The organism is Kribbella sp. NPDC051718, from assembly GCF_040681515.1.
In the GTDB taxonomy this organism is placed as follows: Bacteria; Actinomycetota; Actinomycetes; order Propionibacteriales; family Kribbellaceae; genus Kribbella.
In genome coordinates this window covers 1,262,483-1,275,074 of sequence record NZ_JBFAYZ010000001.1, presented here as the reverse complement: position 1 = coordinate 1,275,074, position 12,592 = coordinate 1,262,483, and the positions used below count along the sequence as shown (strand labels likewise).

General features: G+C 67.0%; 13 protein-coding genes. 7 read left to right on the top strand and 6 right to left on the bottom strand.

Features of this window, described 5'->3' with window-relative positions; genetic code table 11:
- Positions 1–4: 4 nt before the first annotated feature.
- Positions 5–442, bottom strand: a complete 438-nt coding sequence (locus tag AB0M15_RS06285) for a VOC family protein (RefSeq protein ID WP_363814453.1) — start codon at positions 440–442, stop codon at positions 5–7.
- A 97-nt stretch (positions 443–539) separates the two neighbouring features.
- Entirely contained in the window at positions 540–1,244 is a 705-nt protein-coding gene (locus AB0M15_RS06280; protein WP_363814451.1) for an FCD domain-containing protein, read from the bottom strand.
- Between the two features lie 182 nt (positions 1,245–1,426).
- Between AB0M15_RS06280 and AB0M15_RS06275 the strand changes: the two genes are divergently transcribed.
- Genes AB0M15_RS06275 through AB0M15_RS06265 form a run of 3 tightly spaced genes read left to right on the top strand, consistent with a single transcriptional unit; the run spans position 1,427 to position 4,531 of the window.
- The gene (locus AB0M15_RS06275) at positions 1,427–2,737 is read left to right on the top strand and encodes a sugar ABC transporter substrate-binding protein (protein WP_363814449.1); all 1,311 of its coding nucleotides are present in this window, start codon (positions 1,427–1,429) and stop codon (positions 2,735–2,737) included.
- A gap of 4 nt (positions 2,738–2,741) precedes the next feature.
- On the top strand, positions 2,742–3,698 hold the full coding sequence (locus AB0M15_RS06270) for a sugar ABC transporter permease (protein WP_363814447.1): 957 nt from the start codon (positions 2,742–2,744) through the stop codon (positions 3,696–3,698).
- Positions 3,695–4,531: a carbohydrate ABC transporter permease gene (locus AB0M15_RS06265; RefSeq protein WP_363814445.1), complete on the top strand. Its 837-nt coding sequence runs from the start codon at positions 3,695–3,697 to the stop codon at positions 4,529–4,531. Before AB0M15_RS06270 ends, AB0M15_RS06265 begins: the two co-directional genes overlap by 4 nt.
- Here AB0M15_RS06265 and AB0M15_RS06260 read toward each other — a convergent pair.
- Entirely contained in the window at positions 4,489–5,169 is a 681-nt protein-coding gene (locus tag AB0M15_RS06260; protein ID WP_363814443.1) for a pyrimidine 5'-nucleotidase, read from the bottom strand. The two genes, AB0M15_RS06265 and AB0M15_RS06260, sit on opposite strands and share 43 nt — an antisense overlap.
- 56 nt (positions 5,170–5,225) lie before the next feature.
- Here AB0M15_RS06260 and AB0M15_RS06255 point away from each other — a divergent pair, with 56 nt between their 5' ends.
- Positions 5,226–5,993, top strand: a complete 768-nt coding sequence (locus AB0M15_RS06255) for an SDR family oxidoreductase (RefSeq protein WP_363814441.1) — start codon at positions 5,226–5,228, stop codon at positions 5,991–5,993.
- Between the two features lie 52 nt (positions 5,994–6,045).
- On the opposite strand, the gene AB0M15_RS06250 is transcribed toward AB0M15_RS06255, so the two are convergent.
- Positions 6,046–6,906, bottom strand: coding sequence for an SDR family oxidoreductase (locus AB0M15_RS06250; protein WP_363814439.1), 861 nt, complete (start codon positions 6,904–6,906; stop codon positions 6,046–6,048).
- 85 nt (positions 6,907–6,991) lie between these two features.
- Here AB0M15_RS06250 and AB0M15_RS06245 point away from each other — a divergent pair, with 85 nt between their 5' ends.
- Together AB0M15_RS06245 and AB0M15_RS06240 are read left to right on the top strand one after the other, a co-directional pair.
- The gene (locus AB0M15_RS06245) at positions 6,992–7,363 is read left to right on the top strand and encodes a helix-turn-helix domain-containing protein (RefSeq protein ID WP_363814437.1); all 372 of its coding nucleotides are present in this window, start codon (positions 6,992–6,994) and stop codon (positions 7,361–7,363) included.
- A 59-nt stretch (positions 7,364–7,422) separates the two neighbouring features.
- Entirely contained in the window at positions 7,423–9,807 is a 2,385-nt protein-coding gene (locus AB0M15_RS06240) for a helix-turn-helix domain-containing protein (protein ID WP_363814435.1), read from the top strand.
- On the opposite strand, the gene AB0M15_RS06235 is transcribed toward AB0M15_RS06240, so the two are convergent.
- The gene (locus AB0M15_RS06235) at positions 9,769–10,686 is read right to left on the bottom strand and encodes a LysR family transcriptional regulator (protein ID WP_363814433.1); all 918 of its coding nucleotides are present in this window, start codon (positions 10,684–10,686) and stop codon (positions 9,769–9,771) included. The genes AB0M15_RS06240 and AB0M15_RS06235 overlap by 39 nt on opposite strands.
- Before the next feature lie 213 nt (positions 10,687–10,899).
- Between AB0M15_RS06235 and AB0M15_RS06230 the strand changes: the two genes are divergently transcribed.
- On the top strand, positions 10,900–11,769 hold the full coding sequence (locus AB0M15_RS06230; RefSeq protein ID WP_363814431.1) for a LysR family transcriptional regulator: 870 nt from the start codon (positions 10,900–10,902) through the stop codon (positions 11,767–11,769).
- Here the strand turns inward: AB0M15_RS06230 and AB0M15_RS06225 are convergent.
- On the bottom strand, positions 11,766–12,590 hold the full coding sequence (locus AB0M15_RS06225) for an aldo/keto reductase (RefSeq protein WP_363814429.1): 825 nt from the start codon (positions 12,588–12,590) through the stop codon (positions 11,766–11,768). The two genes, AB0M15_RS06230 and AB0M15_RS06225, sit on opposite strands and share 4 nt — an antisense overlap.
- Positions 12,591–12,592: the final 2 nt, after the last annotated feature.

Genomic DNA, 12,592 nt, shown 5'->3' with positions numbered 1-12,592 from the left:
GTGCCTAAAGGAATTCGCTGAGTCCGACGAAGATGCCGTCGGGACCGCGGAGGTAGCAGATCCGGACGATGTCCTGGTAGTTGGCGATCTCGCCGACGACCTCGGCGCCGTGGTTGCGCAGCCGGGCGACGGTGTCGTCGAGCTCGTCGACGGCGAACATGACGCGATGCATGCCCACGGTGTTGTGCGGAGTGTTGCGCGGTCCTTCGCCGATCGGTGCAGGGCTCTGGTACTTCGCCAGCTCGAGCCGGCTGTGGCCGTCTGGGGTCTTCATCATCGCGATGTCGCAGCGGACGCCCTCGAGTCCGACGCACTGGTCGGCCCAGGGGCCCTCGACCTGCGCTTCGCCTTCCAGCTCCATCCCGAGCTCGGTGAAGAACGCGACGGCAGCCGCGAGGTCGTCGACGACGATGCCGGTGTTGTCCATTCGCTGAAGCGTCACGGTGGTGCTCCTTCTGGGTCGAGCGGCCCGTCCTGGCCGCTGCTGTACCCAAGGACGAAGCCGATCAAGTGCTCTCTACATCCGGGTCAGAGTTTTTTCAGCTCTCGCCGAGGGCGACCTGCGGATCCGGACGGAGGGCGCGGAGCCAGAGCTCGGTCTGGGCGATGTGGGCCGAGGCGGCGGTCGCGGCGGCGGCCGGGTCGCGGTGGGCGATGGCGGCGAGGATCGCGCGGTGGCCGCGGTCGCTGGTCTGCTTGATTGCGTCGAAGTCGGCGCCCGGTTCGAAGATCCGGTAGTGCCCACCACGGCCGCGGATCACGCCGGTCAGCGCGGTCACGGTCGGGTTGCCACCCGCAGTACAGATGGCGTCGTGGAACTCCGCGTCCAGCGCCTGGATCTCGGCGGCGTCGGTGGTCGCCTCCAGCCGGTCGAGGATGTCGTCCAGCTGCTTCTCCAGCAGGGGATCCTGCCGGGCGGCGGCCGCCGCGGTGGCGTGCGCTTCGAGCACCCGTCGTACTTCGAGCAGCTCCAGCACCCCTTCGAGCGGGATCAGCTCGACCGACAGCGAGAACCGGCTGATGATCTCGGCCGGATCCAGCGCCGAGACGTACGTCCCCGAACCGTGCCGCGACTCGATCACCCCCAGCGCCGCGAGCGAGCGGGCCGCCTCCCGCAACGAGCTGCGCGAGACCCCGAGGTGGTCGCAGAGCTCCGGCTCCGGCGGGAACTTCTCGCCCGGCCCGAGCTCCCCGGACGCGATCATCTGCCGCAGGCCGGCCAGCGCCTTGTCCGTGGCTGCCATCAGCACCTCCCCTGTGAGAACACCATCATGAGGGTAAGTCCTCAGACCACTTGCGGTCACGTCGTCGCTAAGTCCTTGTCGTCACGGCGTGAATCTGCGTAGTGTGCTGGGATCGTTCCACAACTCATCTGATGTCAGAGCAAAGTCGTCCCCTGGCCCACATCCCCTGAGGAGAAGTGCCAATGCGTTACCGACAGATGTTCGCACCACTGGCCGCCGCCGTTGCCCTGGTCGCGGCCGCCACCGCCTGCGGCCCCGGCCCGGCCGAGAAGGCGCAGAGCGGCGGCGAGGTCAAGCTGCAGATGGTCGAGAGTCTGACCAACCCGACCAGGACCGCGCTGCTGAAGAAGCTGATCGCCGACTTCGAGGCGAAGAACTCCGGCATCAAGGTCCAGCTGATCTCACCGCCGACCAACACCGCGGACCAGAAGATCCAGCAGATGCTCCAGTCCGGCAAGGGCGTCGACGTGCTCGAGGTCCGCGACACCACGGTCGGCCCGTTCTCCACCAACAAGTGGATCTACGACATGGCCCCCGACCTCAAGGGCTGGGACGGTCTGGGCGCGCTGACCGAGAATGCACGCAAGGTCACCGAGCAGGGCGGCAAGTCGTACATGGTGCCGTACGGCTTCTACGGCCTGTCGCTGTTCTACCGCAAGGATCTCGTCCAGCAGGCCGGCTTCAGCGGCCCGCCGAAGAGCTGGTCGGAGCTGGTCGAGCAGGCCAGGAAGATCAACGACCCGTCGAAGAACCGGTACGGCTACTCGTTCCGTGGCGGGCTCGGCGCGGCCGGCAACGCGATCGCGGTGATCTCCGGCTACGTGATCGACGACCTCAACAAGGACAACGCGTTCAAACTGACCAGCGGCAAGACGATCTTCTCGTCACCGAAGGCGGTCGACGCGCTCAACCTGTACGTCGACCTGTTCAAGAGCGCCTCGCCGCCGTCGTCGGTGAGTTGGGGCTACCCCGAGATGGTGCAGGGCTTCACCTCCGGTACGACCGGCTTCCTGCTCCAGGACCCCGAGGTGATCGCGACGGTCAAGGAGTCGAAGACGATCAAGGAGGACCAGTGGGGTACGGCGCCGTTGCCGGTCGGTCCGACCGGCAAGGCCGCCCAGCCGCTGGCCAACGCGGGCTGGGGTGTCGCCGAGGGGAGTACGCACAAGAAGGAAGCCGTGGAACTGGTGAAGTTCCTGACCTCGGGTGACGCGGCGATGACGTTCTCCAAGGAGAACAGCCTGGTCCCGATCCTGAAGAGCGCGGCCGACGACCCGTACTTCAAGGACGGCCCCTGGGCCTCGTACGTCGCGATGAACTCCTCGCCGGACACCTACGTCGTGGTGACCCAGCCGCGGGGCGTGCCGTGGTCGACCGAGTGGGGCAACAAGGCCGACGCGGACGTCCAGAAGCTCATCACCGGCAAGGCCCAGCCGGCCGAGATCCTGAAGAGCTGGGACGAGTACTGGACCAAGAAGTGGGCGGGGAACTGAGCCGATGGCTCTGACCGACACGCAACGCCGCGGCGCCGCGATGGCGCCGGTGCCGCGGCGGCCGGTCACCCGGCGACGCCAGTTCACCGGGCGAACGGCGCTCACCTTGTTCCTGTTCATGCTGCCGGCGATCGCTTTCGTCGGCATGTTCACCTACTACCCGTTGGCCAACGGCATCTCGATGGCCTTCCGTAACTACAACCTGAACGACCTGACCGACACCTCGTGGGTCGGGCTGAAGAACTTCAGCACCCTGCTGCACGACGAGATGTTCCGCGGCACGGTGAAGAACTCGGTCGTCTGGGTGGTCGGGTCGCTGGTCCCGCAGTTCCTGATCGGCTTCACGATGGCGTTGTGGTTGCGGCGCAGGTTCCGGTTCCGCGGGATGTACCAGGCGCTGGTGTTCTTCCCGTGGGCGGTGTCGGGCTTCCTGATCGGCATCCTGTTCCGCTGGATGTTCAACGGCGAGTTCGGGGTGGTCAACGACCTGCTGATGAAGACGCATCTGATCAGTACGCCGGTGCCGTGGCTGGCCGATGCGAAGTACGCGATGGTCGCGGTCATCGTTGCGAACGTCTGGTACGGCGTGACGTTCTTCGCGATCATGATCCTGGCCGCGCTGCAGTCGGTGCCCGAGGAGCTCTACGAGGCCTCGGCGATCGACGGCGCGGGCAAGGTCCGGACGCTGTTCAGCATCACCATCCCGTCGATCCGGACGACGCTCGCGCTGACCGTGCTGCTGCGGGTGATCTGGATCTTCAATTCACCCGAGCTGATCTTCGGGATGACCGGTGGCGGCCCGGCCAACGAGACGCACATCGTCACGTCGTACATGATCCAGGTGACCCAGGAGGGTGACTACGGGCGGGCGTCGGCGATGGGCGTGATGGTCGTCTTCGTGCTGATGCTGTTCGCGATCTTCTACCTGCTGTCCATCCGGCCGAAGAAGGCGATGCGATGATCCGCGACTACAGCACCGGCGGCAAGATCGCGCGGTTCGTCGGCCTCGGTCTCTGCCTGCTGATCACGGTCTTCCCGCTGTACTGGATCCTGGTGACATCCTTCAAGGATCCGGGCGCGATCTTCGCCTATCCGTTGAGGTACTGGCCGTCGCAGTTCTCGCTGGACAACTATCGCGGCCTGTTCGGCCAGTCGAACTTCGCCGTCTACCTGGTCAACAGCCTGATCGTGTCGACCGTCGCGGCCGCGTTCGCGACGGTGATCTCGCTGCTCGCGGCGTACGTGCTCGCGCGCTTCGAGTTCGTCTCGAAGGGCGCGGTGATGGGTGCCTTCCTGGTCACCCAGATGATCCCCGGCTTCATCGCGCTCGGTTCGCTCTACATCCTGATGACGAGGCTGTACCTGGTCGACAACCGGTGGGGCCTGGTGCTGGTGTACGTCGCTGTCTCGATTCCGCTCTGCACGGTGATGCTGCGCGGCTTCTTCGAGAACGTGCCGGCCTCGCTGGAGGAGGCCGCGATGGTGGACGGCTGCTCGCGACTCTCTGCTCTCTTCCGGGTCCTGGTGCCGGTGATGACGCCGGGGATCGCGGCGTCGTACATCTTCAACTTCGTGAACTGCTGGAACGAGCTGTTCTTGTCGGTCACGCTGATGAACAGCGACAGTCACCGGACCATCCCGGCGGCGCTGAACGGCTTCATCAGCAGCTACAACATCGACTGGGGCTCGATGTCGGCCGCGGCCGTGCTCTCGATCATCCCCACCATGGTCCTGTTCGCCTTCGCCAGCCGCTACATCGTCGAAGGACTGACGGCCGGCGCCGTCAAGGAGTGAAGGAAGGCCGATAGATCCCACACCCGCCACCGCCGCGGTGCCAGCACCTGGTACTGCGCGGTGCCGGGTTCGGGCTCGCCTCCGACCCACACGGTCGCCATCCCCAGCTCCTCCGGCACCGTCAGGTTGACCGCCAGGTCGTCGAAGAACGCGGCCCGCTCCGGATCGATCGAGAACTGCTCGACGAACCGCCGATAGCTCTCCGGGTACGGCTTCGGGATCAGCTGCCCGGCCAGGATGTCGAAGACGCCGTCGAAATGCTCAGCCAGCCCGAGCCGGGGCAGCGCCTGCTCCGCGTGGTACGCCGATCCGTTGGTGAACACGAATTTGCGCCCGGGCAGCGCCGCGATCGCGTCGACGAGTCGCGCGTCAGGGCGGAGTACGGAGTAGTCGATGCGGTGCTCGAACTGCAGGATGTCGGCGGCCTCGAGCCCGTCGGTGATCATCAGGCCGCGCAGGGTGGTGCCGTGCGCGGCGATCAGTTCGGCCTGGATCCGGCGGGCACCGGCGTCGTCGGTGCCGAAATGGTCGCTGAGCCGGCGGCGGATCAGCGCCTTCATCTGTTCGGCCAGGCCGTTGCGCGGCGGGTAGAGGGTGTCGTCGAGATCCAGCACCCAGGTGTCGACGTCGGCGAGCATCGTTCCAGAGTAGTGACAGACTGGGGCTCTGCGTCATCGACGGGAGGATCGAAGCTGTGGCTGTCGCGCTCATCACTGGACCCACCGCCGGGATCGGGCGGGCCTTCGCGGACAAGCTCGCGCTCGAGGGCTACGACCTGGTGCTGGTGGCCCGCGACGAGGCCCGGCTGAAGGAGACCGCCGCCGAGATCACCGCGCTGCACGGCGTCGCCTGCGAGGTCATCGCGGCGGACCTGACCGAGCCCGATCAGCTCGCCGTGGTGGAGGATCGGTTCCGCACCGGGACGATCGAAGTACTCGTGAACAACGCCGGCTTCGGCCAGAAGAAACCGTTCTGGGCCAACCCGATCGAGGTCGAGGAGAAACAGTTCGACCTGCTCACCCGGGTCGTACTCCGGCTGACCCACGCCGCCGTCCTGCCGATGATCGAGCGCGGCTCCGGCGCCGTCGTCAACGTGTCCTCGGTGGCGGGCTTCATGCAGCGCGGCAGCTACAGCGCCCACAAATCCTGGGTCACCAACTTCTCCGCCGGCCTGGCGATCGAGCTGCACTCCAAGGGCGTAGCAGTGATGGCGCTGTGCCCCGGCTTCGTCCACACCGAGTTCCACGAACGCATGGAGATGGACAAAACCATCATCCCGTCGTTCCTGTGGCTGGACGCGACCGACCTCGTAGACGCCGCCTGGACCGACCTGATGCAAGGCAAGTCGATCTCCATCCCCTCCCGCCGCTACAAACTCATCGTCGCCGCCGTCCGCTACACCCCCCGAACCCTGATAGCCCGCCTCTCCACCATCGGCCTCGACGGCCGCCGCCGCGCCTAGCGGATGCAGCCCGGCCAGCCTGGCCGCATGCCGCCGAGGTTCTGGGCGCTCTCTAGCTGAGCAGCTTCGTGATGGTGGTGGCGATCGGGGTGGTGGGACGGCCGATCAGTTTGGTGAGGGTGCCGGGGGTGGGGGCGAGGGCGCCGGCGGTGGTTTGGATGTCGATGTCGGCCAGGACTTTGGCGAAGTCGGCGGGGATGCCGGCTTGCAGCAGGCCGGCCAGGGCGTCTTCGGTGGGGATGGACTGGTGGACCACGGGCTTGCCGGTTTGGCGGGTGAGTTCTTCGGCGAATTCGGTGAAGGTCCAGGCGGTGTCGCCGCCGAGTTCGTAGGCCTGGTTGAGGTGGCCGTCGGTGGTCAGTACCGCGGCAGCCGCGGCGGCGTAGTCCTCGCGGGTGGCCGTGGCCAGGCGGGCTTCGGGGCCGGCGCTGTTGACGATGACGCCGCTCTCGATGGCGGCGGGGACGTCGCGGACTGCCATTTCGGAGTACCAGTTGTTGCGGAGGAACGTGTACGGGAGGCCTGACTCGCGGATGAGTTGTTCGGTGGCGTGGTGGTCCGCGCCGAGCAGCATCGGGTTGCCCGGGCCGCCGAAGATGCCGGTATAGGCGAGCTGGGCGACGCCGGCCGCCTTGGCCGCGTCGATCACCGCGGCGTGCTGGGGAATGCGGCGGCCGGGCTCGCTGCCGGAGATCAGCAGGACGCGGTCTCCGGCGGAGAAGACGTCGGCGAAGCTCGCGGGCTGGTCGTAGTCGGCGACGGCGATCTTGATGCCCTGGGCCGCGAGATCGGCGGCCTTCTCCTGGCTGCGGACGACCGCGGTGATGCCGTCGGCGGGAACGCCCGCGGCCAGCAGATCAGCGATGACAAGACGACCGAGCTGGCCGGTGGCTCCAGTGATGACTGTATTCATGTCACTAACTGTAGGATCGATACTAACTTCACGAAAGTACCCACTTCAAAGTAAGGTACTGATCCAGAGGTAAGGAGGCCCCGCCATGACCGAAATTCTCGCCCCGGACGTCAACCGCGCGAACTGCCCGTCCCGCACCATCCTCGAACACGTCACCAGCCGCTGGGGCGTCCTGGTCCTCGCCGCCCTCCTGGACCGCCCGTACCGCTTCAGCGAGCTGCGCCGCCACGTCGGCGGGGTGAGCGAGAAGATGCTCGCCCAAACCCTGCAGGCCCTGGAACGCGACGGCTTCGTCCACCGAGACGCCAAGCCCGTCATCCCACCCCGCGTCGACTACTCCCTGACCCCACTAGGCCAAGACGTCGCCACCCAGGTCCACGCCCTGGCCCACTGGGTGGAGTCAAAGGTCCCAGAGGTCCAAAAGGCCAACACCGGCTACGACAACGCCCACTCCTAGCCCACAGAACTCGCTCGTATGGTTGGACCCCCGCCCCCAACCCCCGGAGCCAAGCCACCATGCCCGCCGCCCCAGCCTCCGACGTAGCCCACCTCCTACGCCGTTTCCGCACGCGCTCCGGTTTCACCCGGGAAGCTCTGGCCGAGGCCGCCGGTCTGAGCGTGGAAGGTATTGCAGCCTTGGAGGGCGGACGGAGACGCCACCCGCGACCGGCCACCATCGAGCTGCTCGTCGAAGCTCTGAAACTGACCCCGGCAGAGGTGCGCCTCTTCGAGCAGGTGGCAAGCCGGTCGCCCGCGGGCGAGTTGCAGCTGCCCGCTCCGATGGCCGACTTCACGGGCAGGGACAGCCAGTTGGAGGAGCTCGTCGGACTGCTACGTACGCCGTACGCCGTAGCTCCGGCGGTCGTCGTATCGGCGATCGGTGGGATGGGCGGGATCGGCAAGACGAGCCTCGCGGTCCAAGCCGCGCAGCACGTGGTGGACGAGTTCCCCGATGGCCAGTTCCTGCTGAACCTGCGCGGAGGCAGCGAGAATCCGCTAAGCGCGATGGATGCGCTTGAAGTGCTGCTGCGGACGTTGGGGGTTCGACCGGCTGCAGGAGAGAACCACCTCGAGCAAATGGCCGCACGCTACCGAACTGCACTCGCGGGTCGGCAGATGCTGTTGCTGCTGGACGATGCGATCAGCGTGGACCAGGTCCGGCATCTGATGCCAGGTACGCCGGGCTCGGCTGTCTTGATCACCAGCAGGCAGGAGTTGTCCGGGTTGCCGGGTATTCGGCGGATCGACCTGGATGTGTTGACCGAGCCCGAAGCGTTGGAGCTGCTGGGCGGGGTGCTCGGTCACCATCGGGTCACCGACGAGCCTGAAACAGCGCGGAGGGTCGTTCGGCTTTGCGGGTATCTGCCGCTGGCGATCCGGATTGCGGGTCAGTCCGGCCGAGCCGCAGCTGGACTGCGTGGCCTGGAAGCCCAACTCGCGGAGGATGCCGGTCGACAGGAACTGCTGACTGGTCCGGGCGCTCGAGTAGGTCGCAGCATTCTGGTCTCGCTTGTCCAGTTGGAACGCGAGGGGCAGGCCGGCGACGCCGAAGCCGCCCGGGTCTATCCGACCCTCGCGCTCTTCGACGGCGACCACTTTCCCCTCCGCGCAGCGGCCAAGGTCTTGGGGAAATCACTGACTGAGGCGGAGACTTTGCTGGAGCGCCTGGTCGATGTCCACCTGCTGGAGAGTTCAGCTCCCCAGCTCTACCGGATGCACGACCTGGTTCGCGACGTTGGCCGCGTGCTGGCGCGTACCGAGCTCAGCGACTCCGCAGTGGCCGAGATCCGTTCCCGCGAGCTCACCTGCTACCTCGGCGTGCTGTGGCGGCTGAAGGACATGCTCGGCGACCCGGATGTTTACGGCTCCCGGGCCGAGCGCCCTTGGTCAGCCGGGGCCGACGACCTGACTGAGCGCCAGGACGTGGTCGATTGGCTCCGGAACGAGCTGACCAACTTGGTCCGGCTGATCAGGGTGGCAGCCACCGGTGACGCCGACGAGCGGCTCGTAGCCGTACAGCTGGCACTCGGCATGCCGTCGCTCGGGTCGGCGTTGGCGCGGTTCGGTGAGGCTCATGCGGCATTGGTGGCGGTTTCAGGGATTCCTGTCGACCTGGACCCGCGACTCGAGATTGGACGGCTCCATCAGAGGGGCGCCATGGAGCAGGCTCTCGGCCTGTACGAGATCGCCGTGCCCTGGAATCAGGAGGCGGTGACACTGGCGCGCGAGCTGGGGGAACCGATCCAGCTGGTCGCGTGTCTGGTCGATCTCGGATACACCCTCGGCCGCGCCGGACGGGCGGCCGAGGGCTTGCCCCTCGCGGAGGAGGCGCTCCACGAGATCGAAAGCCGGCAGATTCATCGGCACGAGATCGGCGCCAACGTGGCAGTCGGCGCCTTGGCAGGCCGGCTCGGTGATCTGGAACGGCAGCAGGCAGCTTTCGACCGCGCGATCTCCTTGATGGAGCCTGGTCGGTCCGTAGTTCATCGATACCTGATCGGGCATTCACTGCGGGAGGCGGGACGGTACGAGGCGTCGTTGGAGGTGTTGAACGGCGCCCTTGTCGATGCCCAGGCCGCGAAGCTCGGGGTGCACGAGGCGGACATCCTCCGGGAACTCGGCTCGACCTACCTGGAGCTCGGCGAGTGGGTCAAGGCCCAGGAAGCCCTCGCCCGCGGGCTGGAGATTGCCCTGCGATTTCCAGCCGACCATCGCGAGCCGCCGTTGCGGCACTACCTGGGACGGACCTATGCGGAACTCGGCAGGCCGGCGGAAGCCCGGGCGGAATGGGAGCAGGCCCTGACCCGCTACCGGCGAGCCGCGGATTCCAGAGCGGATGAGGTCGTCGAACTGCTGGCGGGGCTAGAAGGTGACGGGGAGGGTGGTGGCGGTTTTTTGTAGGGCGGTGATGGTGGCGGTGATCAGTGGGTGGTCGGCTCGGGCTTTGCGGGTGGCGGCGAAGACTCGGCGGACTGGGGTGGGGGCTATCAGGGGGAGTAGGACAGCGTCAGTGGGGTTGTAGTCGGCGATGGCCAGGCGGGGGACCAGGGAGACGCCGGCGTTGGCGGCTACCAATGCCGCTACCGAGCGGAAGTCGTCGGAGGTGTGGGCCACCCGGGGCTGGAAGCCGGCTTGTTCGCAGGCCAGGAGGACTACGTCTCGGATGGGGTTGCCGGTCGAGGTCATCACCCAGTCGTCTGTGGAGAGGGCGGTCAGGTCGACGGCTTCGGTGGTTGCGAGGGAGTGCGAGCGGTGGACTACGGCGACGAAAGGCTCGGCGTACAAGGGGATTCGGGCTAGGCGTTCGTCGTCGGGGCGGGGGGAGCCTCGGTGTTCTACGGCGATCGCGAGGTCGATTTCGTTGTCCAGGAGGCGGGCGATCGCTTGGTGGCCTTCGGCGTCGCTGACCGAGAGGCGGAGGCCGGGGACGGACTCGCGGAGTATCGGGAGGGTGGGGGCGACCAAGAGGCTGATGGCGGTGGCGAAGGCTGCGATGCGGACCTCGCCGGTGGTGCCGTTGGCGTGCAGGTGCATGGCGTCTTCGGCGCGTTCCACCTCGGTGAGGATTCGGTCCGCGTGGGTCAGGAGGAGGCGGCCGGCGGAGGTGATGGCTACCCGGCGGCCTCGGCGTTCGAGGAGTTCTTGGCCTACTTCGGATTCCAGGGCTGCCAGTTGCTGGGAGACGGCCGACGGGGTCAGGTGCAGGACCTCGGCGGCCGCGGTGACGGTGCCGTGGTCAGCAAGCGCTCGCAGGACTCGCAACCGGCGTACTTCGATCACGGGGCTCAGCTTCGCACAAGGGCGGCGAAGGGCGAGAGCGGCGGCGGCGCCGGGGTTTGTCCGGTACTACGGGGGCGTCGGCCATGCCGGAGCGGGAGGTCCTGGCGACGGTGCGGACGATGCTGAGGGTGAAGGGATCCATGGCTACGACGCTAGGTAGCCGAAGATGATGCGTCCAATGAAAGTTATCGACCGAGTTGATACGTTTGGTGCATGGACTTGCGGTTGGTAGAGGCGTTCGTGGTGGTCGCCGAGGAGCTGAACGTCGGGCGGGCGGCAGTGAAGCTGCATCTGACGCAGCCGTCGCTGAGCCGGCAGGTCGCGGCACTGGAGCGGGAGCTCGAGGTGGAGTTGTTCGCCCGGGTGAAGAAGCGGTTCGTGCTGACGGCCGCGGGGCAGACGTTCCTGCGAGGGGCGCGTGAGTTGCTCCAGCAGGCCGAGCTGACCAAGCGGGACGCGCAGCGGGTGCATCGGGGTGAGCTCGGCACGCTCAGGCTCAGGTTCGTCCAGTCCGCGACCTTCGAGGCGTTGCCGCGACTGCTCGGCGCGTTCCGCGAGGCGCAGCCGGACGTAGTACTCGATCTGGAGACGATGACCACGATCCGCCAGACCAGAGCCCTGCGAGAGGGCCGCATCGACGTAGGTCTCTACCGCCCGCTACCAGGGAGCAGCGATGGCCTGAGCCAACGCGTGATCTCCCAAGACCCACTGGTCGCAGCGCTGCCGGCCAAACACCCGCTGGCCACGCGCAAGCGCATCAGGCTCCAAGAGCTGGCCGGCGACGACTTCGTGCTCTACACCAGAGCGACCGGCCCGTCCGTCCACGACGCGATCGTCGGCTACTGCCAGGACGCCGGGTTCACACCACGGATCGCCCAGGAGGCGGGCGACGTCCAGACGATCGTGTCGCTGGTCGCCGCCGGCCTCGGGGTATCGCTGCTGATCGCGCCGACCCCGCAGATCGACCCGGACGCGGTCGTCTACCGCGAGTTGTCCGACCACCTGCCGCCCTGGGACCTCTGCGTGGCCTGGTCGCCGGACAACCCCTCGCCGGTACTACGACGCTTCCTGCAACTCATCTAGTCGACGAGGTCAGGGTCTCCACCCGTACGCACGCCCGTCTCCAGATCGGCGATCGAAGCCATGTCCTCGTTGTCCAGCGCGAAGTCGAACACGTCGATGTTCTCGACGATCCGGCTCGGCGTCTTCGACTTCGGCAGCACCACGTTGCCCAGCTGCAGATGCCACCGGATCGCCACCTGTGAAGGCGTCTTGCCGTACTTCGCGCCGATCGCCGTCAACGTCGTGTCGTCCACCAGCCCACCCTGGGCGAGCGGGCTCCATGCCTGCGTGACGATGTCGTTCTCGGCGTTGAAGGCGCGCAGCTCGTCCTGCGGCAACTGCGGGTGCAACTCGATCTGGTTGACCGCCGGCCGCAGGTCGGTCTCCGCGAACAACCGTTGCAGGGCAGGGATGTGGAAGTTCGAGACGCCGATCGCGCGCACCCGCTTGTCGGCGTACAGCTGCTCGAACGCCTTCCAGGTCTCGACGTACTTGTCCTTCTTCAGCGACTGCCAGTGGATCAGGTACAGATCGACGTGGTCGAGGCCGAGCCGGTCCATGCTGGCGTCGAACGCCGTCAGGGTCGAGTCGTAGCCCTGGTCTTCGTTCCGCAGCTTGGTGGTGACGAAGAGTTCGTCGCGCGGCAGCCCGGAGGCGACGACCGCGCGCCCGACGCCGGCCTCGTTGCCGTACGCCGCGGCCGAGTCGACGTGCCGGTAGCCGGCCGCGAAGGCCGCCTCGAGGACGCCTTCGACGATGGCGTCCTCGACCTGCCAGACCCCCAGACCCAGCTGCGGGATCTCGACGCCGTTGTCCAGGGTGATCATGGGGACTGTGCTCATCT